The 26,071-nt window shown below is 71.3% G+C and carries 23 protein-coding genes, 1 tRNA gene and 1 pseudogene; 16 read left to right on the top strand and 9 right to left on the bottom strand.

All coding sequences use genetic code 11. From position 1 onward, the window contains the following. Positions 1-31 precede the first annotated feature (31 nt). From E1166_RS12905 to E1166_RS12895, 3 genes are all read left to right on the top strand, one after another. Positions 32-502: an Rrf2 family transcriptional regulator gene (locus tag E1166_RS12905; protein ID WP_132268426.1), complete on the top strand. Its 471-nt coding sequence runs from the start codon at positions 32-34 to the stop codon at positions 500-502. Between the two features lie 171 nt (positions 503-673). Further along, entirely contained in the window at positions 674-1,651 is a 978-nt protein-coding gene (locus E1166_RS12900; protein WP_132338734.1) for a sulfite exporter TauE/SafE family protein, read from the top strand. 335 nt (positions 1,652-1,986) lie between these two features. Beyond that, entirely contained in the window at positions 1,987-4,212 is a 2,226-nt protein-coding gene (locus E1166_RS12895; RefSeq protein ID WP_132338732.1) for a cellulose binding domain-containing protein, read from the top strand. Between the two features lie 239 nt (positions 4,213-4,451). On the opposite strand, the gene E1166_RS12890 is transcribed toward E1166_RS12895, so the two are convergent. Next, complete coding sequence (locus tag E1166_RS12890; RefSeq protein WP_132338730.1) at positions 4,452-5,450, bottom strand: LLM class flavin-dependent oxidoreductase; 999 nt, start codon at positions 5,448-5,450, stop codon at positions 4,452-4,454. A 45-nt stretch (positions 5,451-5,495) separates the two neighbouring features. Beyond that, complete coding sequence (locus E1166_RS12885) at positions 5,496-5,978, bottom strand: Lrp/AsnC family transcriptional regulator (protein ID WP_132266489.1); 483 nt, start codon at positions 5,976-5,978, stop codon at positions 5,496-5,498. 103 nt (positions 5,979-6,081) lie between these two features. Here E1166_RS12885 and E1166_RS12880 point away from each other — a divergent pair, with 103 nt between their 5' ends. Continuing rightward, positions 6,082-7,239 carry a PLP-dependent aspartate aminotransferase family protein gene (locus E1166_RS12880; RefSeq protein ID WP_132338728.1) on the top strand — a complete coding sequence of 386 codons (1,158 nt, stop codon included), beginning with the start codon at positions 6,082-6,084 and terminating at the stop codon, positions 7,237-7,239. A gap of 133 nt (positions 7,240-7,372) precedes the next feature. Here the strand turns inward: E1166_RS12880 and E1166_RS12875 are convergent. Further along, positions 7,373-7,455, bottom strand: a tRNA-Leu gene (locus E1166_RS12875). An 81-nt stretch (positions 7,456-7,536) separates the two neighbouring features. On the opposite strand from E1166_RS12875, the gene E1166_RS12870 reads away from it, so the two are divergent. From E1166_RS12870 to polA, 10 genes are all read left to right on the top strand, one after another. Next, positions 7,537-8,157 carry a response regulator gene (locus E1166_RS12870; RefSeq protein ID WP_132338726.1) on the top strand — a complete coding sequence of 207 codons (621 nt, stop codon included), beginning with the start codon at positions 7,537-7,539 and terminating at the stop codon, positions 8,155-8,157. A 304-nt stretch (positions 8,158-8,461) separates the two neighbouring features. Further along, positions 8,462-9,625, top strand: coding sequence for a branched-chain amino acid ABC transporter substrate-binding protein (locus E1166_RS12865; RefSeq protein WP_132338724.1), 1,164 nt, complete (start codon positions 8,462-8,464; stop codon positions 9,623-9,625). 104 nt (positions 9,626-9,729) lie between these two features. After that, complete coding sequence (locus E1166_RS12860) at positions 9,730-10,680, top strand: branched-chain amino acid ABC transporter permease (RefSeq protein WP_132266504.1); 951 nt, start codon at positions 9,730-9,732, stop codon at positions 10,678-10,680. Beyond that, entirely contained in the window at positions 10,677-11,786 is a 1,110-nt protein-coding gene (locus tag E1166_RS12855) for a branched-chain amino acid ABC transporter permease (protein WP_132266507.1), read from the top strand. The genes E1166_RS12860 and E1166_RS12855 overlap by 4 nt, the downstream gene beginning before the upstream one ends. A 55-nt stretch (positions 11,787-11,841) precedes the next feature. Then, positions 11,842-12,624, top strand: coding sequence for an ABC transporter ATP-binding protein (locus E1166_RS12850; protein ID WP_207914206.1), 783 nt, complete (start codon positions 11,842-11,844; stop codon positions 12,622-12,624). Continuing rightward, positions 12,614-13,324: an ABC transporter ATP-binding protein gene (locus tag E1166_RS12845; RefSeq protein ID WP_132266514.1), complete on the top strand. Its 711-nt coding sequence runs from the start codon at positions 12,614-12,616 to the stop codon at positions 13,322-13,324. Before E1166_RS12850 ends, E1166_RS12845 begins: the two co-directional genes overlap by 11 nt. A gap of 32 nt (positions 13,325-13,356) precedes the next feature. Further along, positions 13,357-14,268 (top strand): ABC transporter substrate-binding protein, encoded by a 912-nt coding sequence (locus E1166_RS12840; RefSeq protein WP_132338722.1) that lies wholly within the window; start codon positions 13,357-13,359, stop codon positions 14,266-14,268. 2 nt (positions 14,269-14,270) lie between these two features. Further along, positions 14,271-15,248: an amino acid ABC transporter permease gene (locus E1166_RS12835; protein WP_132266520.1), complete on the top strand. Its 978-nt coding sequence runs from the start codon at positions 14,271-14,273 to the stop codon at positions 15,246-15,248. Positions 15,249-15,304: 56 nt separating this feature from the next. Beyond that, positions 15,305-16,057 (top strand): amino acid ABC transporter ATP-binding protein, encoded by a 753-nt coding sequence (locus E1166_RS12830; protein WP_165944323.1) that lies wholly within the window; start codon positions 15,305-15,307, stop codon positions 16,055-16,057. Between the two features lie 128 nt (positions 16,058-16,185). Then, the gene (gene polA, locus E1166_RS12825) at positions 16,186-18,885 is read left to right on the top strand and encodes a DNA polymerase I (RefSeq protein WP_132338718.1); all 2,700 of its coding nucleotides are present in this window, start codon (positions 16,186-16,188) and stop codon (positions 18,883-18,885) included. Positions 18,886-18,897: 12 nt separating this feature from the next. Here polA and E1166_RS12820 read toward each other — a convergent pair whose 3' ends face one another. From E1166_RS12820 to E1166_RS12795, 5 genes are all read right to left on the bottom strand, one after another. Beyond that, complete coding sequence (locus E1166_RS12820) at positions 18,898-19,353, bottom strand: MerR family transcriptional regulator (RefSeq protein WP_243710325.1); 456 nt, start codon at positions 19,351-19,353, stop codon at positions 18,898-18,900. 333 nt (positions 19,354-19,686) lie between these two features. After that, a complete protein-coding gene (locus tag E1166_RS12810) occupies positions 19,687-20,121 on the bottom strand; it encodes a DUF3140 domain-containing protein (RefSeq protein ID WP_132338716.1) in 435 nt (144 codons plus the stop codon). Further along, positions 20,108-20,326: a DUF2945 domain-containing protein gene (locus tag E1166_RS12805; protein ID WP_132266538.1), complete on the bottom strand. Its 219-nt coding sequence runs from the start codon at positions 20,324-20,326 to the stop codon at positions 20,108-20,110. Before E1166_RS12805 ends, E1166_RS12810 begins: the two co-directional genes overlap by 14 nt. Before the next feature lie 82 nt (positions 20,327-20,408). Next, on the bottom strand, positions 20,409-21,011 hold the full coding sequence (locus E1166_RS12800) for a Uma2 family endonuclease (protein WP_243710324.1): 603 nt from the start codon (positions 21,009-21,011) through the stop codon (positions 20,409-20,411). A gap of 115 nt (positions 21,012-21,126) precedes the next feature. Beyond that, complete coding sequence (locus E1166_RS12795; protein WP_132338714.1) at positions 21,127-21,933, bottom strand: class I SAM-dependent methyltransferase; 807 nt, start codon at positions 21,931-21,933, stop codon at positions 21,127-21,129. A 368-nt stretch (positions 21,934-22,301) separates the two neighbouring features. Between E1166_RS12795 and rpsA the strand changes: the two genes are divergently transcribed. Next, positions 22,302-23,789, top strand: coding sequence for a 30S ribosomal protein S1 (gene rpsA / locus E1166_RS12790; RefSeq protein WP_132266547.1), 1,488 nt, complete (start codon positions 22,302-22,304; stop codon positions 23,787-23,789). Positions 23,790-23,974: 185 nt separating this feature from the next. Continuing rightward, on the top strand, positions 23,975-25,156 hold the full coding sequence (gene coaE / locus E1166_RS12785; protein ID WP_132338712.1) for a dephospho-CoA kinase: 1,182 nt from the start codon (positions 23,975-23,977) through the stop codon (positions 25,154-25,156). Positions 25,157-25,174: 18 nt separating this feature from the next. On the opposite strand, the pseudogene E1166_RS30900 reads toward coaE, so the two are convergent. Beyond that, a pseudogene (locus E1166_RS30900) lies at positions 25,175-26,071 on the bottom strand (hypothetical protein); the annotation flags it as partial.

The raw sequence follows: 26,071 nt of genomic DNA, 5'->3' as shown, positions 1-26,071 counted from the left end.
GCCGGTCGGGCCGCCGACTAATCTTGCCGGCATGCGTCTCTCCGCCCGGGTCGACTACGCCCTCCGCGCGTCCGCCGAGTTGGCCGCGGTCGCCGGCGGCGCGAACGCCGGGCGGGCCCGGCCGGTCACCGCCGAGCAGATCGCCCGGGCCCAGGACATTCCGCCGAAGTTCCTCGAGAGCATCCTGCTCCAGCTGCGACGCGGCGGTATCGTGCAGGCCCAGCGTGGCCCCGAGGGCGGCTACTGGCTGGCCCGGCCGGCGGCGGAGATCTCCCTCGCCGAGATCATCCGGGTGATCGACGGGCCCCTCGCCCACGTCCGTGGCCAGCGCCCGGAGGAGTTGGGGTACCAGGGCGCGGCGCAGGCGTTGCAGGACGTCTGGATCGCGCTTCGGGCCAGCGAGCGGGCGATCCTGGAGCAGGTGAGCCTTGCCGACGTGGCCGCCGGCAAGCTGCCGGGGCGCGTCAACGAGCTGGCCGCCGACCCGCGCGCCTGGAGCTGACGCGCAGGCGTTGCCCGCTGCCGCGACCGGTCCACCGCCCGATCCGCGCGGTTTCTCACCCGTCCGCCGTGGGTCGCGTCCCAGTCCGCGACACAGGGGTTGACCCCGGGGCCTTCCGTACCGCATTGTCGGCCAAGTTGGTAGGAGATGCCGAAAAGCCTGGAGGGGCTCGTGCGCAAGCTTCTGATCCTCGCCCTGGTCGGCCTGGCCGCCCAGCTCGTCGACGGCGCACTCGGCATGGCGTACGGGCTGACCTCGTCGACCCTGCTGCTCTTCGTCGGGGTCGCGCCGGCGGCCGCCTCCGCCTCCGTGCACCTGGCCGAGATCGGCACCACCCTCGCCGCGGGCGTCGCCCACTGGCGCTTCGGCAACGTCGACTGGCGGGTGGTGACCCGCATCGCCGTCCCCGGCGCGCTGGGCGCCTTCGCCGGGGCCACCTTCCTCAGCGCCATCTCCACCGAGTCCGCCGCCCCGTGGATGTCCGGCATCCTCTTCGTCCTCGGCGCGTACCTGCTGATCCGGTTCGCCCGGCCGCTGCGCACCCGCACCGGCGCGGGTGGGCTGCGCGGCCGGTTCCTCGGTCCGCTCGGCCTGGTCGCCGGCTTCGTCGACGCCACCGGCGGTGGCGGGTGGGGGCCGGTGGCGACCCCCGCGCTGCTGGTCTCCGGCCGGCTCGCCCCGCGCAAGGTGATCGGTTCCGTCGACACCGCCGAGTTCATGGTCGCCGCCGCCGCCAGCATCGGATTCCTGATCGGTCTGGGCAGTGAGGGATTCCTGCTGCCCACCGTCGCCGCGCTGCTGATCGGCGGTCTCATCGCGGCCCCGATCGCCGCCTGGCTGGTCCGGATCGTCCCGGCGCAACTGCTCGGCGCCGCCATCGGTGGCGTGATCGTGCTGACCAATGCCCGTACCCTGCTGCGCGCCGGCGACGCCGGCCCGGTGCTCACCCCGGCGGTCTACGCCCTGCTCGCGGCCGGCTGGCTGCTCGCCCTGGTCCTCGCGGTGCGGGCGCTGCGTCGTACCCGCCGGGCACGCGCCACCGCCGACACCGCCCTGGCCGAGGCGGACGCGCCCGCCCCCGCCGCCGAGGTTGCGGTCGCTGTCGTGCCCGCCGAGGCCGAGCCGCGACTGGCCGGCGTCGACCGCTGACCCGCCCCGCCGGCGGCGCGGCTGCGGGATGCCACCGCGAGGTGGGCGGTTCGCGTGGCGCGTGTACGCAGTGTGACTCTCGCCGGTGTGGGCGGCAGAGCGGGGGCTCTGTCCGGAGCGTGGCTCCGATCCCGGATCCGGTAGCTCGGACGGATGGGTTGTGCGGCGGGAAAGCGGTGTCCTAGCATCGGCGGTGCGCGGAGAAACAGTTACGGGCATCAATTCGATACGCGTGCCACTGCCATCACCGTCAGTGCGGCGCACCTTTTCCACCGGCCCAGGGCAAGCCGGTGTGGTCCGCGACGCCGCGCGCCCACCTCCTCCGGAGGCACCCCGTGCACCTCATCCCGTCCCGCCGGGCCGCGCTCCTCGCCGCGGTCACGGCCACCACCCTCGTCACCGGCACCCTGACCGCCGTGACCGCCTCGGCCGCGGCCAGCGGCTGCCGGGTCGACTACCGGATCACCAACCAGTGGGGCGGCGGCTTCGGCGCCGACGTCACCATCACCAACCTCGGCGACCCGGTGGACGGCTGGACGCTGACCTGGTCGTACACCGCCGGGCAGCGGGTCAGCCAGGCGTGGAACGCCACCGTCACCCAGACCGGCTCCGAGGTCAGCGCCCGCGACGCCGGCTACAACGCCCGCATCGGTACGAACGGCACCGCCACCTTCGGCTTCAACGGCTCGTGGGACAACAGCAGCAACCCCGTACCGGACAGTTTCGCGCTCAACGGGACGACCTGCACCGGTGCGGCCAACCCCACGACGCCACCGCCCACGACGCCACCGCCCACGACGCCTCCACCGGGCGGCTCGAAGCAGATGGAGGACCTCGACCGCGGTTTGGTCAGTGTCCGGTCCGGCAACGGCAACCTGGTGTCCTGGCGGCTGCTCGGCACCGAGACCTCCGGGGTGTCGTTCAACCTCTACCGGGGCTCCACCAAGGTGAACAACTCGCCGATCACCGGGGCCACCAACTACCTCGACAACGGCGCGGCGGCCGGCTCGTCGTACACCGTGCGGGCCGTGGTCGACGGCACCGAGCAGGCCGCCTCGGCGCCGGCGCTGCAGTTCGGCAACGGCTACCTGGACGTGCCGTTGCAGGTCCCGTCGGGCGGCACCACGCCCAGCGGGGAGGCGTACACCTACGTGGCCAACGACGCCAGCGTCGGCGACCTCGACGGCGACGGTGACTACGAGTTCGTGCTCAAGTGGGACCCGTCCAACGCCAAGGACAACTCGCACGACGGTTACACCGGCAACGTCTACATCGACGCGTACACCCTCACCGGGACGCGGCTGTGGCGCATCGACCTGGGCCGTAATATCCGGGCCGGCGCCCACTACACCCAGTTCCAGGTGTTCGACTACGACGGCGACGGCCGTGCCGAGGTGGCCATGAAGACCGCCGACGGCACCCGCTCCGGCACCGGCCAGGTCATCGGCTCCGCGTCGGCCGACCACCGCAACTCCAGCGGCTACATCCTCGCCGGCCCCGAGTACCTGACCATGTTCGACGGTCGCACCGGCGCCGCCCTCTCCACCGTCAACTACGACCCGCCGCGCGGCAACGTCTCATCCTGGGGCGACTCGTACGGCAACCGGGTCGACCGGTTCCTCGCCGGCACCGCCTATCTCGACGGGCAGCGCCCCTCGCTGATCATGGCGCGCGGCTACTACACCCGGGCCGTCATCGCCGCCTGGGACTTCCGCAACGGTGCCCTGACCAAGCGGTGGACGTTCGACTCGAACGCCTCCGGCAACTCCGCCGCGTACGGGCAGGGCAACCACAGCCTCTCCATCGCCGACGTCGACAACGACGGCCGGCAGGAGATCGTCTACGGCGCGGCCACCATCGACGACAACGGCCGGCTGCTCTGGTCCACCGGCCACGGTCACGGCGACGCCGGGCACGTCGGTGACCTGGACCCGTCCCGGGCCGGGTTGGAGTACTTCAAGGTCAGCGAGGACTCCAGCAAGCCCAGCTCCTGGTTCGCCGACGCCCGTACCGGCCAGGTCCTCTGGTCCACCGCCCGGTCCGGCGACAACGGTCGGGGTGTCTCCGCCGACATCTGGGCCGGCAGCCCCGGCGCCGAGTCCTGGTCCTCCGCCGTCGCCGGCCTGGCCAACACCCGCGGGCAGAACGTCGGACGCAAGCCGTCCTCGATCAACTTCCTCGCCTGGTGGGACGGCGACCCGGTGCGTGAACTGCTCGACGGCACCCGGGTCGACAAGTACGGCACCAGCGGGGAGACCCGACTGCTCAGCGGCAGCGGGGTGGCCTCCAACAACGGCACCAAGTCCACCCCGGCGCTCTCCGGCGACATCCTCGGTGACTGGCGGGAGGAGGTCGTCTGGCGTACCAGCGACAACCGCGCCCTGCGCATCTACAGCACGCCCAGCCAGACCAGCACCCGGATCCACACCCTGATGCACGACGCGCAGTACCGGACCGCCATCGCCTGGCAGAACACCGCCTACAACCAGCCGCCGCACCCGAGCTTCTTCATCGGTGACGGCATGTCCACCCCGCCGACCCCGAACATCCACCTGCGCTGAGGGCCATCCGGCCGCCCCCGGTCCGCGACGCCGACGCTGACCGGCCCGGGGGCGGCGCCCGCCCCGGCGGGCACGCAGGCACCGGGTCGCCGGTGCGCGGAACCCGCGCCACCCGGCGACCCGGTGCACCACACCGCAGCACCCCCGACCCGTCCCGACCGGGGATGCCGTACCACCACCGGTCACTAAGTTAGAGGCGCTCCGCGACGTAGGGGTGACGCGGGTATGAAGAGCGTGTTTCAGCCGAGGTGACCGGTCACATCGGCCACCAGCTCGAACGAGCGCACCCGGTCGGCCACGTCATACACCATCGTGGTCAGCATCAGCTCATCGGCCCCGGTGCGGGCGAGCAGCTCGCCGAGCTGCCGGCGTACCGTCTCCGGGGAACCCGTCGCCTGACCGACCCGACGCTGCCGCACGAACTCGCGTTCCCGCTCGTCGTACGGGTACGCCGCCGCCTCCTCCGGGGTGCCGAGCGGCTCCGGCCGCCCGGCGCGCAGCCTCAGGAAGGACAGCCCGCTCGGTCCGGCCAGCCACTCGGCCCGCTCGTCGGTCTCCGCGCAGACCACGCTGACCGCGACCATCGCGTACGGCTGCTGAAGCCAGCGCGACGGCCGGAAACTCTGCCGGTAACGCTGCAACGCCGGTACGGTGTGCTCCGCGCTGAAGTGGTGCGCGAACGAGAACGGCAGCCCGAGCAGCCCGGCCAGTTGGGCGCTGAACCCACTGGAGCCGAGCAGCCAGATCGCCGGTGACTGTCCGAGACCGGGCGTGGCGGTGATCGGTCCCCGGTCGTCACCGGTGAAGTAGTTCATCAGCTCCGCCAGCTCACCGGGGAAACCCTCCGCCGACAGCCCCGCCATGGTGCGGCGCAGCGCCAGCGCGGTCACCTGGTCGGTGCCCGGCGCCCGGCCGATGCCGAGGTCGATCCGCCCCGGGTGCAGCGCCTCCAGGGTGCCGAACTGCTCGGCCACCACCAGTGGCGCGTGGTTGGGTAGCATCACCCCGCCCGAGCCCAGCCGGATGGTCGAGGTGTGCGCCGCCAGGTGCGCCAGCAGCACCGCCGGCGCGCTGCTGGCGATCGCCGGCATGTTGTGGTGCTCGGCCACCCAGAACCGGTGGTAGCCGAGCTCCTCGGTGCGCCGGGCCAGCTCGGTGGTGTGTCGCAGGGCCTCCCCGGCGGTCGCGCCGCGGGCCACCGGAGCAAGATCAAGAACAGACAACGGTACGTCGGTCATCTCGTGAGCAACCCGCCCCGCGCCCGAGGTGTTCCGGATCGTGCCCTAACCCATACCGCGCGCCTGCTCGAAGATCAGGCTGGTCTGGGTGTGCTGCACCGCCGGGTCCACCGCGAGATGGTCGAGCACGAAATCCCGCAGCGCGTCACCGGACGCCGCCCGCACGTGCAGCACGTAGTCCTCCGCACCGGCCACATGGAACACCGACACCACCCCCGGCAGGCGCACCGACCGGGCCCGGAACGCGTCCACCGCCGCCCGCTCGTGCGCGGTCAGCCGCACCGACACCAGTGCCTGCAACGGCAACCCCAGCGCCGCCGGATCCACCTCGGCGTGGAAGCCCCGGATCGCCCCGCACTCGCGCAGCGCCCGGGTGCGGGTCAGGCAGGTCGACGGAGCCACCCCGACCCGCTCGGCCAGGGCGTTGTTCGGCAGCCGACCATCGGCGGCCAACTCGGCCAGGATCGCGCGGTCGACATCGTCCAGCGCGGCGAACGAGCGCCGCAGATCATTCGGCGTGGAGGGCATGGGCACCATCTTCCACCGAAGCCCGGAGCGGGGGAAGCGCATTCCCCAGAATCATGTTCGACGCGCTTGCCTGTATGCCGGCGTTTGTTCGAGGCTACCGGTCATGACGACCGTGGACACCCGAGCCGTGCACGCCGGCCGTGACGACCTCGCCGCCCTCGGCGTGCACGTGCCGCCGATCGACCTGTCCACCACCAACCCGCTGCCCGACGTCGACGGCGGTGGCGAGGCGTACGAACTGCTCGCTGGCGGCGGCCCGCTCCCACCCGGCGCCAGCGCCGTCTACCAGCGCCTCTGGAACCCCACGGTGGCCCGCTTCGAGACCGCCCTCGCCGACCTCGAGGGCACCGCCGAGGCCGTCGCCTTCGCCAGCGGCATGGCCGCACTCACCGCCGCCCTGCTCGCCGCCACCCGCGACGGGCGACGCCACGTCGTCGCTGTCCGCCCCCTCTACGGCGGCACCGACCACGTCCTCGCCACCGGCCTGCTCGGCACCGAGGTCACCTGGGCCCGGCCCCACGAGGTCGCCGCCGCCGTTCGCCCCGACACCGCCCTGGTGGTCGTCGAGACCCCGGCCAACCCCACGCTCGACCTGATCGACATCGCCGCCCTCGCCGAAGCCGCCGGCACCGCCCCGCTGCTGGTCGACAACACCGTCGCCACCCCGGTGCTCCAGCAACCCGCCCGGCACGGTGCCGCGCTCGTCCTGCACAGCGCCACCAAGAGCATCGGCGGCCACGGCGACGTGCTCGCCGGCGTCGTGGCCTGCGACAGCGGCTGGGCCGCCCGACTGCGCCAGGTCCGCGCCGTCACCGGCGCCGTGCTCCACCCGCTCGGCGCGTACCTGCTGCACCGCGGCCTGCAGACCCTGCCGCTACGGGTCCGCGCCCAGCAGGCCGGCGCCGAGAAACTCGCCGGCTGGCTCACCGGCCACCCGGCCGTGGTCCGGGTGCACCACCCGTCCGTCCACGACCCGGCCGGGCTCGTCGGACGGCAGATGGCCGGCACCGGCGGCCTGCTCGCCGTGGAGGTACGCGGCGGCGCCCCCGCCGCCGCCCGGGTCGCCGCCGCGTGCGAGCTGATCACCCACGCGGTGTCGCTCGGCGGCGTGGACACCCTCATCCAGCACCCGGCCTCGCTCACCCACCGGCCGGTGTCGGGGGAGGCCAAGCCGTGCGGTGGGCTGCTGCGGATCTCGGTTGGGCTGGAGGACCCGGAGGACCTGCGGGCGGACCTGGAACGGGCGCTCGCGGTGGTCTGACCGTTCGCCGCCCGGGCTGTCGCCGACGGGTCAGGACTGCGGGAGCACGTCCGGGTGGTGGTGCCGAAGACGGGTGTCGCGTGGGAACCGCGCGGTGCACGCCTCGAATCATCGAACGCGTGTATGACAGATGTGCCGGGAGCGGGATTCGAACCCGCAAGCCCTTTCGGGCAGAAGTGTTTGAGACTTCCGTGTATGCCGTTCCACCATCCCGGCGAGCTGACGTAACTGTACCCGACTAGGCTCATGCGGGAGCATGGGTGGTAGCCGTGCCGAGATCGATGGTGGGAGTGGCTCGTGGCCGAGACGCAGACGGATGCCGAGCGCAGGCGGGTACTGATCGCCGAGGACGAGGCGCTCATCCGGCTGGACCTGGCCGAAATGCTGGTCGAGGAGGGCTACGAGGTCGTCGGCGAGGCCGGGGACGGCGAGACCGCCGTGCGGCTGGCCGAGGAACTGAAGCCGGATCTGGTCATCCTCGACATCAAGATGCCGATCATGGACGGTCTGGCCGCCGCCGAGCGGATCGCCGGCGCCCGGATCGCCCCGGTGATCATCCTGACCGCGTTCAGTCAGCGCGACCTGGTCGAGCGGGCCCGGGCGGCCGGCGCGATGGCGTACCTGGTGAAGCCCTTCCAGAAGAGCGACCTGGTGCCGGCGGTGGAAATCGCGCTGTCCCGTTACGCGGAGGTCGCCGCGCTGGAGGCGGAGGTCGCCGGCCTCACCGACCGGCTGGAGATCCGCAAGACCGTCGAGCGGGCCAAGGGCGCGCTGATGACCACGTACGGCATGACCGAACCGCAGGCGTTCAAGTGGATCCAGCGCACCGCGATGGACCACCGGATGACCATGAAGGAGGTCGCCGAGCGGATCCTCGCCGAGACCGCCGGCGGCGAGGTCGCCCAGCCGGCGACATGAGGATGCTTCCTGCCTGGTGGTTCTCGCGGGCCACCGTCGCCGGCAGCGGGGGGCGGTCGGCACTCCTTGCTCATTAGGCCCAGGTGAAACGCCTTCACCATTGATCGTTCTTACAGTGATCGGGACGGAATCGCCACGGCGTGTAACGGTTCGGTCAACGCACCTCCCTGGGACTTTCATCGCAGCTCCGAGGTGGGATAGCGTCCGGCCCCAGACCGGCGACGACGGTCTGGTTCGTCCGTCCCCGCAAGGGCCAATAGGCAGCGGGTGGTTCGGACCATGGGGACTGAGGAGGGTTCGGGCCTTGAGGCAGAAGCTCGCTCGTGCGATCGGTGGAGCCGCCCTGCTGGCGCTCGTCGCCGGCAGCGCCGCATGCGGCAACGGCGGCGGTGGCGACACCGCGGCCGACGGTGACAAGTGCGGTAACAAGATCGCGTTCTTCGGTGCGCTGACCGGCAGTTCCGCGGCGCTCGGCATCAACGAGAACAACGGCGTCAAGCTGGCCGTCGACAAATACAACAAGGAGAACCCGGACTGCAAGGTCGAGTTGGTGCCGCTGGACTCCCAGGGCAGCCCCGACCAGGCTCCGGGCCTGGCCCAGAAGGCCATCGACGACCCGAAGATCCTCGGCATCGTCGGCCCGGCCTACTCGGGTGAGTCGGAGGCCGCCGGCCCGCTGTTCAACGAGGCCGGCCTGGTCACCATCACCCCGTCCGCCACCCGGCCGAGCCTGTCTGAGCAGGGCTGGAAGACCTTCTTCCGGGTGGTCGGCAACGACTTCAGCCAGGGCCCGGCGGCCGGTAACTACATCAAGAACGTGCTGAAGGCCGAGCGGGTCTACGTCATCGACGACCAGTCCGCGTACGGCGCGGGCCTGGCCGACGAGGTCAAGAAGGTCCTCGGCCCGGCGGTCGTCGGCTCGGACAAGGTCCAGGGCGAGGGCAAGCAGACCGAGTTCTCCGGTGTGGTCACCAAGGTCAAGGCCGCGAACGTCCAGGCGGTCTTCTACGGCGGCTACTACCAGGAGGCCGGCCTGATCCGTAAGCAGCTCACCGCTGCCGGGGTCACCGCGCCGCTGGTCGCCGGTGACGGCGTCAACGACGCCGCCTACATCACCTCCGCCGGCGCGGCGGCGGCCGAGGGCACCATCCTCACCTGCCCCTGCCAGCCGGCCACCGAGGCGCGCGGCACCTTCGCCCAGGAGTACAAGGCGCTCAACGGCTCCGACCCGGGCACCTACAGCGACACCGCCTACGACGCGGCGAACATCCTGCTCGCCGGCATCAAGGACGGCAAGACCACCCGGTCGGCGCTGCTGGAGTTCGTGAAGAACTACAGCGGTGAGGGCGTCGCGGCGACCTACAAGTTCGTCGAGGGCGGCGAGCTGGACCCGGCGCAGGTCAAGGTCTGGGCCTTCAAGGTCACCGGCGGCAAGGTCGTTCCGGACCAGGAGATTCCGAAGTCCTGACACCCGTCGCTGCGGCGATCGAGTTGTCATCGCGGGTGCGGCCGGGAGCACGCTCCCGGCCGCACCCCCCTTTTCTCTCCAGACCTTGATGGAGCGTCCCTCCCTTGAACTTCGACGGACTGTTCTCCAACTTCGGGGAACTCACCACGACCGGCCTGACGCAGGGCGCGATCTACGCCCTGGTCGCGCTGGGCTACACGCTGGTCTACGGCGTGCTGAGACTCATCAACTTCGCCCACTCAGAGGTTTTCATCGCCGGTGCGTTCGCCGCGATCTGGACCTGGAACGGTTTCGGCCTCAACCAGGACTCGCAGGTCAGCGGGCTCGGCTCGATCATGTTCTACCTGCTGGTGGCGGTGATCGTCGCGGCGATCGCCTCCGCCGGGACCGCGACGGTGATCGAGCGGGTGGCGTACCGGCCGCTGCGTAAGCGCAACGCGCCACCGCTGGCCTTCCTGATCACCGCGATCGGGGCCTCGATCGCCATCGCCGAGGCGTTCGGCATCTATACCCGCCGTCTGCCGCAGGGTGCGCCGTCGTTGGTCAGCAGCAAGCCGCTCTTCGAGATCTTCGGCGTGCCGATCGACGCCATCCAGCTGCTCACCCTCGGTGCCGCGCTGGTGATGATGATTGGGCTGGACATGTTCATCAACCGCAGCCGGATCGGGCGTGGCATCCGGGCGGTCGCCCAGGACGCCAACACCGCCGCGCTGATGGGTGTGAACAAGGACCGGATCATTCTGATCGTCTTCATCGCCGGTGGCACCATGGCCGGTGTGGCCGGCCTGCTCTACGACGTCCGGATCGGCACCCTGACCTACAGCGTAGGCTTCCTGCTCGGCCTCAAGGCGTTCACCGCCGCGGTGCTCGGCGGCATCGGCAACCTGCGCGGCGCACTGCTCGGTGGCCTGCTGTTGGGCGTGGTGGAGAACTACGCCTCGGGCCTGTTCGGCAGCGAGTGGAAGGACTTTGCGGCGTTCGCGCTGCTGGTGGTGCTGTTGATGTTCCGGCCGACCGGTCTGCTGGGCGAATCGCTGGGGAGGGCGCGGGCATGACGACCGTCCTGGAGAGGGTCCGTTCCGGCCGCGAGGCGGCCGGGGAGCGCTGGCGCTCGGCGCCGCGCTGGGTGCGCTGGGCGCTGCTGATCGCGGTGATCGCGTTCTTCTACGCCCTGCCGAACAGGGAGTTCTACCAGTACCTGGGGCCGATCCCGACCCCCGGCGCGAACTTCACCCAGGTGATGTTCACCGTCTCGATCTACGTGCTGCTGGCCGTCGGGTTGAACATCGTGGTCGGCTTCGCCGGCCTGCTCGACCTCGGCTACTTCGGCTTCTTCGCCGTGGGCGCGTACACCGTGGCCGTGTTGACCTCGCCGAGCAGCGACCTGAAGACGCTGTGGCCGTGGCTGTTGGCGGTGCCGGTGGCGATCGCTCTCACGATGGTCTCCGGCGTCATGCTCGGCACGCCGACCCTGCGGTTGCGCGGTGACTATCTGGCGCTGGTGACCCTCGGCTTCGCCGAGATGATCCGGATCGCGGCGGTCAGCTCCGAGTTCCTCAAGGGTCAGCGGGGCTTCAACCAGATCCCGCACCCGCCGGGCCAGTACGCCGACGGCCGTCCGGTCTTCGGCGTGCTCGACGCGCGACCCTACTACTGGCTGGTGCTCACGCTGATCATCCTGGTGGTGATCGGGGTGCGGAACCTGACCAACAGCCGGGTCGGCCGGGCCTGGATCTCAATCCGCGAGGACGAGGACGCCGCCCAGCTGATGGGCGTGCCGACGTTCAAGTTCAAGCTCTGGGCGTTCGCGGCCGGCGCGGCGATCGCCGGTCTGGCCGGCGCGCTCTTCGCGGGCAAGCAGAACTTCGTCAACTCGCAGAACTTCGAGTTGCTGAACTCGATCATCATCCTGGCCGCGGTCATCTTCGGCGGCTCGGGCAACATCGTCGGTGCCATCGTCGGCGGTGGCCTGGTGGCATACATGATCGAGCGGTTCCGGGGCATCGAGCTGTTCGGCGTGGAGCTGTACGAGTACCGGTTCCTCTTCTTCGGCGTGGTGCTCGTGGTGATGATGATCTTCCGGCCGGAGGGGCTGATCCCGAACCGACGACGTGCGGCGGAGTTCAAGGATCGCCGCAAGGAGGTGACCGTCGGTGAGTGACACCGAGCAGACGACGTCCGTTCCCGCCCAGGCGGGGGCGCCGGCTGTCGAGGCGGTGCCCGCGCGGGAGCCGCTGCTGGAGGTCGACAACGTCACGCTGCGCTTCGGCGGCGTGGTGGCGCTGAACCAGGTGGACTTCACCCTGTACAAGGGTGAGATCCTCGGCCTGATCGGCCCCAACGGCGCCGGCAAGACCACCTGCTTCAACGCCATGACCGGCATCTACCAGCCCACCGAGGGTCAGATCCGGTTCCGCGGCGAGAAGATCAGCGGCAAGAAGCGGCACCAGATCACCAAGATGGGCATGGCGCGGACGTTCCAGAACATCCGCCTCTTCCCCGAGATGACGGCGCTGGAGAACGTCCTGGTCGGTGCCGACGCGCACCACAAGACCAGCGTGATCTCCGCGTTGTTCCGGCTGCCCCGGTACTGGAAGGAGGAGCGCGAGGGGCGCGAGAAGGCCGAGCGGCTGCTGGAGTTCGTGGGGATCCGCCCGCGGATGCACGAGTTCGCCCGCAACCTCTCCTACGGCGAGCAGCGCCGGCTGGAGATCGCCCGGGCGCTGGCCACCGATCCGGTGCTGCTCTGCCTGGACGAGCCGGCCGCCGGCTTCAACCCGGCGGAGAAGGAGGAGCTGCTCCAGCTCATCCGGCAGGTCCGGGACAGCGGCGTGACCGTGCTGCTGATCGAGCACGACATGCGGCTGGTGATGGGTGTCACCGACCGGATCGTGGTCCTGGAGTTCGGAAAGAAGATCGCCGAGGGCCTGCCCGCCGAGGTGCGGGAGAACCCGAAGGTGATCGCGGCGTACCTGGGGGTGCCGGACGATGCTGCTTGAGATCGAAGACGTGAGCCTGCTGTACGGGCGGATCCAGGCGCTGCACGGCATCAGCCTGACCGTGGCGGAGGGCGAGATCGTCGCCCTGATCGGCGCCAACGGTGCCGGCAAGTCGACCACCATGCGGGCGGTCTCCGGGATCCGGCCGGTCGCCTCCGGGCGGATCCGGTTCGATGGCGAGGACATCACCAAGCTGCGGGCAGACCTGCGGGTGCGGCGCGGTCTGTGTCAGGCGCCCGAGGGGCGGGGCATCTTCCCGGGCATGTCGGTGCTGGAGAACCTCGACATGGGCGCCTACACCCGGCGGGACCGGGCGGGCATCGCCCAGGACCTGAACCGGGTGCTGGAGCTGTTCCCGCGGCTGGCCGAGCGGCGCAAGCAGCCGGGCGGCACGCTCTCCGGCGGCGAGCAGCAGATGCTGGCCGTCGGCCGGGCGTTGATGAGCCGGCCGAAGCTGCTGCTGCTCGACGAGCCCTCGATGGGTCTCGCGCCGATGCTGATCCAGCAGATCTTCAGCATCATCACCGAGATCAACCAGCAGGGCACCACCATCCTGCTCGTCGAGCAGAATGCCCAGCAGGCGCTCGCCCGGGCGCACCGGGCGTACGTGCTGGAGACCGGCCGGATCGTCAAGAGCGGTACCGGTGCGGATCTGCTGCACGACCCGTCGGTCAAAGAGGCGTACCTCGGCGTGGCCTGACCGGCGCCCACCCCTCGTCGCAAGGAGCGTTCATGTTCAACTCCCACGGTGGTCGCCGTGCCGTCCTCGGCGTCACCGGCGCCGCGCTGCTGGCCCTGTCTCTCGTCGCGTGCGGCGAGAAGGAGAACAGCCAGCAGCCCGGGGCCGGCCCGTCCGTCACCGCCGCCGCCGATTCCGCGCTCGCCGCGAAGGTGCCGGACGCCGTCAAGGCCGACGGTGTGATCAAGGTCGGCACCGACTCGACGTACGCCCCGGCCGAATTCCTCGACCAGGACGGCAAGACCGTCGTCGGCTTCGACATCGACCTGTTCAACGCGGTCGCGCAGAAGCTCGGCCTCAAGGCCGAGTACGAGTCGGCCCCGTTCGACGCGATCCTGCCCGGCGTGGACTCCGGCAAGTACGAGGTCGGGGTTTCCTCGTTCACCATCAACGCCGAGCGGCTCAAGAGCGTCAACATGGTGAGCTACTTCTCCGCCGGCACCCAGTGGGCCACCAAGCAGGGCAACCCGGCCGGCGTCGACCCGGAGAACGCCTGCGGTAAGAAGATCGCCGTGCAGGTCGGCACGGTGCAGCTCGACGACACCACCGCCCGGTCGAAGAAGTGCACCGACGCCGGCAAGCCGGCCATCACCATCGACCAGTACCAGGCGCAGAGCGACGCCACCGCCGCGGTGGTCAGCGGCAAGGACGACGCCATGCTGGCCGACTCCCCGGTCGGCGCGTACGCGGTGAAGCAGAGCGGCGGCCAGTTGGCGCCGCTCGGCGACATCTACGAGTCGGCCCCCTACGGGTACGCGGTGAAGAAGGACCAACTGGCCTTCGCCGAGGTGCTCAAGGAGGCCGTGCAGGCGGTCATCGCCGACGGTAGCTACAAGTCGGCTCTGGCCAAGTGGGGCGTCGAGGGCGGCGCCATCACGACCGCTGAACTCAACCCCGCCGGCTGACCATGCCGGTCAAGACGGAAACACCCGAACGGGCACGGCCGGAACCCATCCGAGCCGTGCCCGTGCGGCATCCCGGGCGGTGGGTCGCCGTCGCCGTGATCGGGGTGCTGGTCGCCATGTTCGTCCACCTGCTGGTGACGAACACGGCGTTCAACTGGTCCTTCATGGCCGACGAGATGTTCCGTCCGCCGATTGTCGCGGGGCTGCGCGGCACCATCGCGCTGCTGGTGACGTCGATGGCGATCGGCATCGTCGGTGGCGTCGTCATCGCGGTCATGCGGCTGTCGGCGAATCCGATCCTGCGTGGCGTCTCGTGGACCTACACCTGGTTCTTCCGGGCGGTGCCCCGGCTGGTGCTGGCGATCCTCTTCGGCAACCTGGGCATCCTCTGGGCGCGGATCGAGTTCGGGCTGCCGTTCGACCGGCAGATCGGCGCGCTGTTCGGCATCGACAACTTCGAGGCCCGGCTGTTCGGGTTCAGCGCGGTGGACATCCTCACCGGCTTCGTCGCGGGCATGCTGGCGCTGGGCCTGTCCGAGGCCGCCTACATGGCGGAGATCGTCCGGGCCGGCATCCAGTCGGTCGACGAGGGGCAGACCGAGGCGGCCCAGGCGCTGGGCATGACCCGCGCGCAGATCCTGCGTCGGATCGTGCTGCCGCAGGCCATGCGGGTGGTCGTCCCGCCGACTGGCAACGAGACCATCGCAATGCTCAAGGACACCTCGCTGGTGGCCTTCGTGCCGGTCTCCGCGGAGCTGTTCTTCCAGCTCCGGGCCGTCGGTAGCCGCAGCTTCCAGGTCTTCCCGATGCTGGTCGCGGCGACCATCTGGTATCTGCTGCTGACCAGCGTGCTGCTGGTCGGGCAGTACTACCTGGAGCGGCACTTCTCCAAGGGCGTCGGGCGCAGCGGCCAGGCGCGGCTGCGGCTGCGGGGTCTGGCGGCGGAGACCGGTGGCGGCGCGAGCGAGGTGATCCGGTGACCGACGGCGTGACGGTTCCGGCGCAGGCCGGTACGGCGAGCACCGGCGACGGGCTGATGGTCCGGGCCGAGCAGGTACACAAGTCGTTCGGGCCGCTGGAGGTGCTCCGGGGCATCGACCTGGAGGTCCGGGCCGGCGAGGTGTGCTGCCTGCTCGGGCCCTCCGGCTCCGGCAAGTCGACCTTCCTGCGCTGTGTCAACCACCTGGAGAAGATCAACGCCGGCCGGATCTGGGTGGACGGCGAGCTGATCGGCTACCGGGAACGCGGCGGGAAGCTGCACGAGCTGCGGGAGTCCGAGGTGGCCGCGCAGCGCCGGGTGATCGGCATGGTGTTCCAGCGGTTCAACCTCTTCCCGCACATGACCGTGCTGCAGAACGTCGTCGAGGCGCCGGTGCTGTTGGGGCGGGAGAAGAAGGCCGCCGCCCGGGACCGGGCCGCCGCGCTGCTGGAGCGGGTGGGGCTGGGCGGCAAGCTCGGCAACTACCCGAGCCAGCTCTCCGGCGGGCAGCAGCAGCGGGTGGCGATCGCCCGGGCGCTGGCGATGCGGCCGAAGCTGATGCTCTTCGACGAGCCGACCAGCGCGCTCGACCCGGAGCTGGTCGGCGAGGTGCTCGACGTGATGAAGGACCTCGCCCGCGACGGCATGACGATGATCGTGGTCACCCACGAGATCGGTTTCGCCCGGGAGGTCGGCGACCACCTGGTCTTCATGGATGAGGGCGTGGTCGTCGAGCAGGGCGACCCGCGAGAGGTCATCGCCAACCCCCGGCACGAGCGCACCAGAGCGTTCCTGGCCAAGGTGCTGTGACCGGTCGGGGTCCGGTGCGCCGCACCGGACCCGACCGGTACGGACAGCGCGGTCGATCCGGGCAGCTTCCGCCGGTTCGGCCGTGCCGCGGGCCGGGCTTGTCGGTCGTACGGACTAGAGTCGCTGCCGTGACAGCTACGACGCCGCGCCTGCTTCTCGTCGACGGACACTCCCTGGCGTACCGGGCCTTCTTCGCCCTGCCGGTGGAGAACTTCTCCACCACGACCGGGCAGCCGACCAACGCGGTCTACGGCTTCACCTCGATGTTGATCAACGTGCTCCGTGACGAGCAGCCCACCCACATCGTGGTCGCCTTCGACGTCTCCCGCCGCTCGTTCCGCACCGACAGGTACGCGGAGTACAAGGCCGGCCGCAGCGAGACCCCGACCGACTTCAAGGGGCAGGTCAGTCTGGTCAAGGAGGTGCTCGCCGCGCTGCGGATCCCGGTGGTGGAGAAAGAGGGCTACGAGGCCGACGACATCATCGCCACCCTGGCCTGCCAGGCCCGCGACCAGGGCATGCAGGTGCTGATCAGCACCGGTGACCGGGACGCGTTCCAGCTCGTCGGCGACGACATCACGGTGCTCTACCCGCGCAAGGGCGTCTCCGACCTGGCCCGGATGGATCCGGCGGCGGTCGAGGCGAAGTACGGCGTCGGCCCCGAGCGGTACCGGGATCTGGCCGCCCTGGTCGGCGAGAGCAGCGACAACCTGCCCGGCATCCCCGGGGTCGGCCCGAAGACCGCCGCGAAGTGGATCAACACGTACGGTGGGGTGGAGGGCGTGATCGCCCGGGCCGACGAGATCAAGGGCAAGGCCGGCGACAGCCTGCGCGAGCGGCTCGCCGACGTGATCCGCAACTACGAGATCAACTGCCTGGTCTCCGACCTGGAGCTGCCGATCCGCCCGGAGGACGCCCGCTGGCAGGGCTGGGACCGGGAGGCCGTGCACCAGGTCTTCGACACCCTCCAGTTCCGCATCCTGCGTGACCGCCTCTACCAGTACCTCGAAGCGGTGGAGCCGGAGGCCGAGGCGGGCTTCGACCTGGCCGGCGAGCTCCTCACCGCGCCCGGCGCGCTGGCCGGCTGGCTGGAGACGCACGCCCCCGCCGACACTGCCGTCGGGCTGGCGGTCAAGCTCGACACCGGCCCCAACCGGCGGCACACCGCCTCGGTGACCGGCCTGGCGCTGGCCACCTCCGGCGGTGCGGCGGCCTGGTGCGACCCGACAGGGCTGGAGCCGGCCGACGAGACGGCCCTGGCGGCCTGGCTGGCCGACGCCGCACGCCCCAAGGTGCTGCACGACAGCAAGCCGGCGGTGCTCGCCTTCGCCGCGCACGGGTGGTCCCTGTACGGCATCGCCCGCGACACCCAGATCGCCGCCTACCTGGCCCGTCCCGACCAGCGCTCGTACGACCTGACCGACCTGGCGCTGCGCTACCTGCACCGGGAGCTGCGCGTCGACGCCCCGGAGACCGGCCAGCTCACCCTGGACGGGTTCGGCAACGACGGTGAGGCCGAGCAGAACCTGATGCTCCAGGCCCGGGCCACCCTCGACCTGGCCGACGCGATCGACGCCGAGCTGTCCCGTGACGGCGAGCAGTCCACCCGGCTGATGGCCGAGGTGGAGCTGCCGCTGATGCGGGTGCTCGCCGAGATGGAGCGCACCGGCATCGCCGCCGACACGTCCTACCTGTCGGAGCTGGAGGCGCACTTCGCCGCCGAGGTGAAGGCCGCGGCGCAGGGCGCGTACGCGGCGGTCGGGCGGGAGTTCAACCTGGGCTCGCCCAAGCAGCTCCAGGAGATTCTCTTCGGCGAGCTGGGGCTGCCCAAGACCAAGAAGATCAAGACCGGTTACACCACCGACGCCGACGCTCTGCAATGGCTGTACGCGCAGAACCCGCACCCGGTCCTGGAACACCTGCTGCGGCACCGTGACGTCGCCAAGCTGAAGTCGACCGTGGACGGGCTGCTCAAGTCGGTCTCCGACGACGGCCGCATCCACACCACCTTCAACCAGACGGTCGCCGCGACCGGCCGGCTCTCCTCCACCGAGCCCAACCTGCAGAACATCCCCATCCGCACCGAGGAGGGGCGACGCATCCGGCGGGCCTTCGTGGTGGGGGAGGGATACGAATGCCTCCTCACCGCCGACTACAGCCAGATCGAAATGCGGATCATGGCGCACCTGTCGTTGGACGACGCGCTGATCCAGGCATTCAACTCCGGCGCCGACTTCCACGCCGCCACCGCCTCGTCGGTGTTCGGGGTGCCGGTGCAGGAGGTCACCGCCGACCAGCGGCGCAAGATCAAGGCGATGAACTACGGCCTGGCGTACGGGCTGAGCGCGTTCGGCCTCTCCCAACAGCTCGGCATCACCGCCGAGGAGGCGCGCGGGCTCATGGAGAACTACTTCGCCGGCTTCGGCGGGGTACGCGACTACCTGCACGAGGTGGTGGCCCGGGCCCGGCACGACGGCTACACCTCCACCATCCTGGGCCGCCGGCGGTACCTGCCCGACCTGGTCAGCGACAACCGGCAGCGTCGGGAGATGGCCGAGCGGATGGCGCTCAACGCCCCCATCCAGGGCTCGGCGGCCGACATCATCAAGGTCGCCATGCTGCACGTCGACACCGCCCTGCGTGACGCCGGGCTGCGCTCGCGGATGCTGTTGCAGGTGCACGACGAGCTGGTCTTCGAGGTGGCCCCGGGCGAGCGGGAGAGCCTGGAGGCGCTGGTGCGCAAGGAGATGGGGGAGGCGTACCCGCTGTCGGTGCCGCTGGAGGTCTCCGTCGGCGAGGGCCGCGACTGGAACAGCGCCGACCACTGACCGACGACGCTCCTAGTGGGCGTCGCTCGCGGGCACGGCGGGGTGGGGTGAAACGGCCGGCGGTGACGCCGGCCGTTTCTCGCAGCCCGGCTCGGCGAGGGCCGCGGCGGCGTCGCGAAGTGCGGCAGCGAGCCGGTCCCGGGCCGCCATCTGGGCTGCGATCCGGGCGTCGAGCACGGCGAGCCGCTCCCGCCCCACCCGCAGCCCGCCCGGGGAGGGTGGCGCGGCGGCCACGTCACCGTCCAGGCAGGGCAGGAAGACCAGGACGTCCTCCAGGGTCAGCCCGGCACCGAGCAGGTACCGGGTGTTACGAACCCGGGTCACCTCGCGTTCGCCGTACTCGCGGTACCCGTTCGCCGCCCGCGCCGAGGTGATCAGCCCGTGCTGCTCGTAGTGCCGCAGGGATCGGGGGTGCAGCCCGTCACCCTGGCCAACTCGCCGATCCGCACGTGCCCGCCTCCGTTCCACCGCCTCGGCTCGGCGACCGACTGCGCCGTGCGACGTCGCGGTGTCCGCCGGGTGAGGACCGCGTCGCCCGTTCGCCGGCAGCCGTTCGGTCAGGCGACCACCGCCCCACCGTCCACCGGCAGCACCACGCCGGTGACGAAGGCCGCCGCCGGGTCGCAGAGCCGCACGATCGCCCAGGCTACGTCCTACGGACGACCGATCCGTCCCAGGGGAGTGTGGTCGAGCTGCCAGCGGCGTACCGCGGCCAGCTCGTCGTTCATACCGATGATCGTCTGACCCTGCCGTCGGTGGCAGGGTCAAGCGATCGGTCAACGGCAGGGCAACCCCGGCCGGTCAGCGTCGTGGGCCTCGGCGCTCCTCGGGCGGGGCGCCGCGTCGTTCCAGCGCCTTGCGGGACGGGCCGCCGGGCGGTGGGAGCGGGGCCTTGACGGGGTCGTGGCCCCAGTTCATCAGGGAGTACCGCCACCGGGTCCGGCTGACGTCACCGCTCGGCCGCTGCGCCATGTGCCGCCGGACGTACCCGACAACCTTGCGCATGTGCCGGTAGTCGGCGTCGCTGAGCTGGTCGCGTTTGCGGCGCAGCAGGTCGATGATCCGCCGGCCGGACTCGTGGCCGACCGACTCGCCGCCACCGGAGCGCCCGCCCTTGTGCCAGCCGACCTGCTTGGACTCGTCGGTTTCCAGCCACGCCGACAGCTCGCCCGGCTTCATGTTCACCGCGTCGGTGAACTCGCGGTAGGTCTGTTGCGGATCGTCACCTTGGTTCATGCCGCAGCACCTCCGGACGGTGGGCCACGTCGCGACCCGAGTGGTCGTTGCGGATGCGGTACTGCGGGTCGTCCGGCGAGGCGTCGACGGTGTGCCCACGCACGTGCGTCCGCTCGGTGATCCGCTCCTTGACGACCCCGTACGCCCGACCGCTGTGGCTGGCCCAGGAGACGTGGTCGCCCTCGTGGAACTCCTTCTCAGCCATGCCGCCCGGGTACCCGTAGCGTCTGACGGGAAACGGCGGCCGGGCACGGCGGGTGGCTCCGGCGCGGATCAGCCGGAGACCGTCAGGGGGTGATCTCGGCGATCGCCAACTTGATGTCGAAGGGCTCGGTCAGCTCGACCAGCTCCGCGCTGTCGGCCACCAGCTCGTATTGCCGCTCGCCGCCCGGCCCGATTCGGTCGCCCAGGCGGTACGCGTAGAGGTGCACCGGGTCCTGTTCGATACGCCAGTAGAAGGGAATGCCGGCGGCGGCGTACTCGCCGGGCTTGGCGAACCGGTCGACGCGCCGGGTCCCCGGGGAGACGATCTCGACCGCCAGCACGACGTCCGCCGGCCGCAGCCGGGACCGGTCGGCGGGCAGCCCGGCGTGGCACAGCAGTACGTCCGGCTGTCGGCTGGTGTTGGGGCTGAGCCCCACGCCAACGGACTGAGTGGCTCGTAGCTGAGCCGGTGCATGGGATCGCAGCCACAGCCACAGCAGGCCGGCGATCTCCTGATGGCCCAGGGTGGGGGAGGGCGTCACCTGGATCACCCCGTCGACGAGTTCGACGCGGGGGGCGTCGTCCGGCAGGGCGAGCAGATCCTCCAGCGTGTAGTCCGCACGCTGCTGCCGCATCGGATCCGGACACCAGGGGCCAGGTGATGTCGGGACGAGCTCGGCGCTCATGCCGTGAGCCTAGCGCCGGGCGCGGGGCACTCGGTCGCACCCGCGGTGCGACGCGGCCCAGCGGGGCAACCGTCGGTGTGCGGTGCCAGCGGTGGGCGGCTGCGGACCGGATGGCTCAGTCGGCCGGCTTGTCGGTGACGAAGATGGCGGTGCCGGGGAAGAGCCGGCCGCGCAGCGGGCTCCACTGCCCCCAGGTCTCCCGGTGCCCCTTTGGCCACTCCGGCTCCACCAGGTCGACCAGGCGGAACCCCGCGCCGACCAGTTCGCGGATCCGGTCGCCGAGCGTGCGGTGCTGCTCGACGTACGTGGCCACGCCGTGTTCGTCCTGCTCCACGTACGGGGAGCGGTCGAAGTACGAGTGCACGGCGGTGAGCCCGCCCTCGCCCGGGTCGTCGAGGAAGATCCAGCGCATCGGGTGGGTCACCGAGAAGACCCACCGGCCGCCCGGGCGCAGCACCCGGTGGACCTCGGCCATCAGCGCGGCGGAGTCGTCGACGAAGGGGACCGCGCCGAAGGCGGTGCAGGCGATGTCGAAGGTGGCGTCGGCGAAGGGCAGCGCGAGGGCGTCGGCCTGCACCAGCGGGACGCGTACCCCGGTGGTGCCGGCGGCGCGCGCGGCGTGCCGCAACATGCCGGCGGACAGGTCGAAGGCGACCGGCCGGGCGCCCTGGGTGGCCAGCCAGCGGGCACACGCGGCGGCGCCGCAGCCCACCTCCAGCACCCGGCGCCCCGCCACGTCGCCGAGCAGCCGGGCGTCGGCCTCGCGCAGCCCCTCCGGGCACCAGACGAGGTCCACGTCGCCCAGGAACGCGCCGTGCTCGGCCTGGTAGTCGTCGGCGTCGGCGTCCCACCAGCCACGGTTGGCGCGGCGGGTCTCCGCGGCGTCGACCCGGCGGCGGGCCACCCGGTTGTCGTCGTCCACCCGCTCACGCTAGGCCCTACGCGTGCGGGTGGCGGCGGCGGCCGGCCGCGGATGCGCTATCTTTCCCGGGGTGGATGTGACGCGGGAGACAGTTGTGGCGTTTTCCCACCTATATCTCCGCTTTCGCAGCTGACGCGTCCGTCGGTAGGCGGGAGGGCTTGCACGCTGTGGTAATGCAGCAGGTAGGCTAGACGACGCGCTCGCGGATCGTGTGCCTCGGCAGGGAGCAGGTGCGCGGTCACCGGAGCCACTAATGATCTTCTCTTGGCGATCGTTCGGTGTGCCCGGCGACGGATCCGCTGGCGCGGACAGGTCACCGCGACACCACGCCTGCTGTGACAACCCATCCGACCGGAGCAACCGCCCACATGACGAGCAGCATCGAGGCCCCCTCGAGCGCCACCCGGGTCACCCACGACGATCTCGGTTCCGAGGAGGCTTTCCTCGCCGCGATCGACGAGACCATCAAGTACTTCAACGACGGCGACATTGTCGAAGGCACCGTCGTCAAGGTCGATCGGGACGAGGTCCTGCTCGACATCGGCTACAAGACCGAGGGCGTCATTCCCTCTCGGGAGTTGTCGATCAAGCACGACGTGGACCCTGCCGAGGTCGTCTCGGTCGGTGACCACATCGAGGCGCTTGTCCTCCAGAAGGAGGACAAGGAGGGTCGTCTGATCCTCTCCAAGAAGCGGGCGCAGTACGAGCGGGCCTGGGGCACGATCGAGAAGATCAAGGACGAGGACGGCGTCGTCCGCGGTTCGGTCATCGAGGTGGTCAAGGGTGGCCTCATCCTCGACATCGGGCTGCGCGGCTTCCTGCCCGCCTCCCTGGTCGAGATGCGGCGGGTGCGTGACCTGCAGCCGTACGTCGGCCGCGAGCTCGAGGCCAAGATCATCGAGCTGGACAAGAACCGCAACAACGTGGTCCTGTCCCGCCGGGCCTGGCTGGAGCAGACGCAGTCCGAGGTGCGCACCGAGTTCCTCAACAAGCTGCAGAAGGGACAGGTCCGCAAGGGCGTCGTCTCCTCGATCGTCAACTTCGGCGCGTTCGTCGACCTGGGCGGCGTGGACGGCCTCGTGCACGTCTCCGAGCTGTCCTGGAAGCACATCGACCACCCGTCCGAGGTCGTCGAGGTCGGCCAGGAGGTCGAGGTCGAGGTCCTGGACGTCGACCTGGACCGCGAGCGGGTCTCGCTGTCGCTGAAGGCGACCCAGGAGGACCCGTGGCGGCAGTTCGCCCGTACCCACGCGATCCAGCAGATCGTGCCGGGTAAGGTCACCAAGCTGGTGCCGTTCGGCGCCTTCGTCCGGGTGGACGACGGCATCGAGGGCCTGGTCCACATCTCCGAGCTGGCCGAGCGGCACGTGGAGATCCCGGAGCAGGTCGTCCAGGTCGGCTCCGAGGTCATGGTCAAGGTCATCGACATCGACCTGGAGCGCCGCCGCATCTCGCTGTCGCTCAAGCAGGCCAACGAGGGCTTCGTCGAGGGCGAGGAGCACTTCGACCCGACCCTCTACGGCATGGCCGCGACCTACGACGCCGAGGGCAACTACATCTACCCGGAGGGCTTCGACCCGGAGACGGGCGAGTGGCTCGAGGGGTACGAGAAGCAGCGCGAGGCGTGGGAGCAGCAGTACGCCGAGGCACGCCAGCGCTGGGAGGCGCACACCAAGCAGGTGCAGAACTCCCGTGCCGCCGACGCCGAGGCCGCTGCCAACCCGGCTCCGGCCGTCACCGGCACCACCACCTCGACCAGCGCGGCGCCGAGCCGCCAGGCCGAGGAGCCGGCCGGCACGCTGGCCACCGACGAGGCGCTCGCCGCGCTGCGGGAGAAGCTCGCCGGCGGCAAGTGACCCTGTGACACTCCAGCGCTGAGTGGCTGACGCCGCACAGCGACGGGGAGCCGTCACTGACGAGCCCCGTCCCCGCGATCCGGTTCCACCGGGTCGCCGGGGGCGGGGCTTCCGCCTGTGGTGGGTGAGGCCGTCCGGGGTGGGGTGCGGTGGCGGGGCGAGAGACGATCCGGTGTACTGGTGCGGTGCTGAAGGTGGGACTGACCGGCGGGATCGGCTCCGGCAAGAGTGCGGTGGCGGCCCGCCTGGCCGAGCGGGGCGCGCTGGTCGTCGACGCCGACCGGATCGCCCGTGAGGTGGTCGCGCCCGGCACCGAGGGGCTTGCCGAGATCGTCGCCGCCTTCTCGGATCGGGTGCTGGACGCCCGGGGTGCGCTGGACCGCGCGGCGCTGGGCGCGGTGGTCTTCGGTGACGAGACCGCACGACGCCGGCTGGAGGCGATCACCCACCCGCGGGTCCGCGCCCGTACCGCCGAGCTGATCGCCGCCGCGCCGCCGGACGCGGTGGTGGTCAACGATGTTCCGTTGCTCGTGGAGGTGGGGCTCGCCCCGACGTACCACCTGGTGGTGGTGGTGCAGGCGGCGGTGGCGACCCGACTGGAGCGGTTGGCGCGCGACCGGGGCATGGCGCCGGCGGAGGCCGGGCGGCGCATCGCGGCCCAGGCCGACGACGACCGGCGTCGGGCGGCGGCCGACGTGGTCCTGCCCAACGACGGTACGGTCGACGACCTGCACGTGGCGGTGGACCACCTGTGGTGGGACCGGCTGCTGCCCTACGAAAGCAACGTACGGCAGCGCCGCGCCGTGCGCCCCGACCGGGTGGTGCTCACCGGGCCGAACCCGACCTGGGCAGAGCAGTACGCGCGGCTGGCGGCCCGGATCCGGCACGCCGCCGCCCCGGCGAACCCCCGGCTGGACCATATCGGTTCGACCGCCGTGCCCGGCCTGGCCGCCCGTGACGTGATCGACATCCAGCTCACCGTGGATTCCCTGGCAGAGGCGGACGGGTCGCTCGCCGACCGGCTCGCCGAGGCCGGCTTCCCCCGGATACCGCCTGACAAGCGGGACACGCCCGGGCCGGGCGGCGACGGGCGGTGGGAGGAACGGCTGCACGGCAGCGCCGACCCGGGCCGACCGGCCAGCCTGTACCTGCGGGTGGCCGGCTCGCCCGGCTGGCGGCATGCTCTGCTGACCCGTGACCACCTGCGCGCCGACCCCGACCAGCGGGCGGCCTACCTGCTGCTCAAGCGGGAGCGGGCGGCGAGGGCCCCGGAGGACGGCGAGTACGCCACGACGAAGGGCCGCTGGTTCGACGAGGCGCGCCCACGCGCCGAGGAGTGGGCCACCCGCACCGGTTGGCGACCCTGACCGGTGACGGTCACCGGATCACCGGCCTCGGACCGGTGCGCCGGGACGGGAGGCGTCGCCGGCTCCCGGGCGGGTGCCCGGGGCCGCGGGGCGCGGTGGCACGACCCCGGCGGGCACGACGCCCGGGGTGAGATCGAGCTGCGCCCAGGCGTTGGTGCCGGCGCGCAGCTCCAGCCGGCGTGGCAGTCCCGTCCGGTCCAGCCAGTACCGCAGACGTAGCCCCTGTTCGCGTAGCTCGACGACGTCCACCACCCGCCCGCCGACCTGGTCGATTCGCAGCCACACCGCGGTGCCGGGCCGGACCGGCGCCGCGGCGGCTCGCAGCGCCGCGTCCACCAGCAGGTCCAGGTCGTCGGTGGGGCGTACGCTGCGCCGCCAGCCGGTGTCGGGCGGGGGTGGCAGCGGCGGAGCAGCGGGTGCGGTGACGCCGCCCGCGCCCGGTCCGACCGGCACCTCGATCCGGGCGAAACCGCCGGGGTGGCGGTGCAGCAGGGTGTGCCGGCCGAGGGTGTCCAGTTCGGCCACCGACAGATACGCCGCCCGGCCGGTCCAACTCAGCCAACCCGAGCCGCGCAGGTTGGCGACGGTGCCGAGGGGCGCGGTCACGGTGACGGCGGCACCGGCCTCGGCCCGTAACCGGGCGGGCACCCGGGCCAGGCGTTCGGCCTCCGGGTCGAACAGCGGTCGGGGCAGCCCGGGACGGCCACCGAGCGCGTCGACGGGCCAGAACGCCGGCCGGTCGAGGTGGTCGAACTCGGCGGTGACCGGCGTCCGGTCCGGTAGCCGTCCCTCCCATCGGCGTAGCCGGGAGTCGCGGTCGATCCACCAGCGCGGGTCGCCGTCCCTGGCCGTCGACGGGACGGGCGGGTCGGTGGCCGGGCCGGACCCGGCCGGGGCGGGCAGGGCGGCCTGGAG

Origin of the sequence: Micromonospora sp. KC213 (genome assembly GCF_004348325.1) — a bacterium.
In the GTDB taxonomy this organism is placed as follows: Bacteria; Actinomycetota; Actinomycetes; order Mycobacteriales; family Micromonosporaceae; genus Micromonospora.
This window is presented reverse-complemented; position numbering and strand designations above follow the sequence as displayed.

What these genes read in the sequence shown, in the direction of transcription:
- E1166_RS12845 (WP_132266514.1), top strand. Translation starts at nt 12,614, where the DNA reads ATGCTGCTTGAGATCGAAGACGTGAGCCTGCTGTACGGGCGGATCCAG.
- E1166_RS12855 (WP_132266507.1), top strand. Translation starts at nt 10,677, where the DNA reads ATGACGACCGTCCTGGAGAGGGTCCGTTCCGGCCGCGAGGCGGCCGGG.
- E1166_RS12840 (WP_132338722.1), top strand. Translation starts at nt 13,357, where the DNA reads ATGTTCAACTCCCACGGTGGTCGCCGTGCCGTCCTCGGCGTCACCGGC.
- E1166_RS12810 (WP_132338716.1), bottom strand. Translation starts at nt 20,121, where the DNA reads ATGAACCAAGGTGACGATCCGCAACAGACCTACCGCGAGTTCACCGAC.
- E1166_RS12800 (WP_243710324.1), bottom strand. Translation starts at nt 21,011, where the DNA reads ATGAGCGCCGAGCTCGTCCCGACATCACCTGGCCCCTGGTGTCCGGAT.
- E1166_RS12805 (WP_132266538.1), bottom strand. Translation starts at nt 20,326, where the DNA reads ATGGCTGAGAAGGAGTTCCACGAGGGCGACCACGTCTCCTGGGCCAGC.
- E1166_RS12905 (WP_132268426.1), top strand. Translation starts at nt 32, where the DNA reads ATGCGTCTCTCCGCCCGGGTCGACTACGCCCTCCGCGCGTCCGCCGAG.
- E1166_RS12830 (WP_165944323.1), top strand. Translation starts at nt 15,305, where the DNA reads ATGGTCCGGGCCGAGCAGGTACACAAGTCGTTCGGGCCGCTGGAGGTG.
- E1166_RS12880 (WP_132338728.1), top strand. Translation starts at nt 6,082, where the DNA reads ATGACGACCGTGGACACCCGAGCCGTGCACGCCGGCCGTGACGACCTC.
- E1166_RS12890 (WP_132338730.1), bottom strand. Translation starts at nt 5,450, where the DNA reads ATGACCGACGTACCGTTGTCTGTTCTTGATCTTGCTCCGGTGGCCCGC.
- rpsA (WP_132266547.1), top strand. Translation starts at nt 22,302, where the DNA reads ATGACGAGCAGCATCGAGGCCCCCTCGAGCGCCACCCGGGTCACCCAC.
- E1166_RS12835 (WP_132266520.1), top strand. Translation starts at nt 14,271, where the DNA reads ATGCCGGTCAAGACGGAAACACCCGAACGGGCACGGCCGGAACCCATC.
- E1166_RS12885 (WP_132266489.1), bottom strand. Translation starts at nt 5,978, where the DNA reads ATGCCCTCCACGCCGAATGATCTGCGGCGCTCGTTCGCCGCGCTGGAC.